The organism is Streptococcus sp. HMSC077D04, assembly GCF_001808785.1.
GTDB classification, from domain to species: Bacteria; Bacillota; Bacilli; order Lactobacillales; family Streptococcaceae; genus Streptococcus; species Streptococcus mitis_BX.
In genome coordinates, this window is the sequence record NZ_KV794481.1 from 2,385 (window position 1) to 3,067 (window position 683).

Consider the following 683-nt stretch of genomic DNA (forward strand, 5'->3'; position numbering starts at 1 on the left):
ACAAGTTCAATTGCGGCGATATTCGTTTCAATCTTTTCTCGATTTGTCTTAGGATAAAAGTCCTCTAAGTCATCTGGAAAAACAAAATCTTGAACAGTAACATCCGTCTCTTCTATACCTGAAATTAAAGGTTTTGTTTCCTTATCCTTTTCCTTTTCATTATCTTCTTCCAGGTAGGAAAACAAATCTATTTCCTGATTTTCACTTGATGAATCCATCTCAATCTCTGAATCTTCTTTTTCAAGTTCTACATGAGACAATACTTGTTCAATCTCTGCCAAACTGTTCAAGTATAAGATAGGATTCTCTTCAAATAACTGGTTGGAATCACTGAATAGTTCTAGGCGAACCAAGTCATTTAACTGAGCATTTTCAATCGAAACCAACTGAAATACTTGTCCTTTATAACTTACTTGTGAACCGATTGGATATTCCCTCAAAGCTTCTTCTACAATTTTATCTACTTTAGATAGGGAATGAACTTCCACATTTTCTTCTACCTGGTCAATATTATCTAAAGGTAAGACTGCTTTCTCTACTTGCTTAGACTTTTCTCTTATAGCCTTTACTTCATCAAAATGAGTAATAATCTTCAGCTTTTGTGTCAGTGGTAGTTGTTTGTAGTTTTCTTCATGATGGACAAAATCCGTAACAGTATCTAAAGTAGCCATCAATTCTGAACC

1 pseudogene is annotated in these 683 nt (G+C 34.1%); it reads right to left on the reverse strand.

From position 1 onward, the window contains the following. Window positions 1-683, reverse strand: a pseudogene (locus tag HMPREF2701_RS01520) (helicase SNF2); the annotation flags it as partial.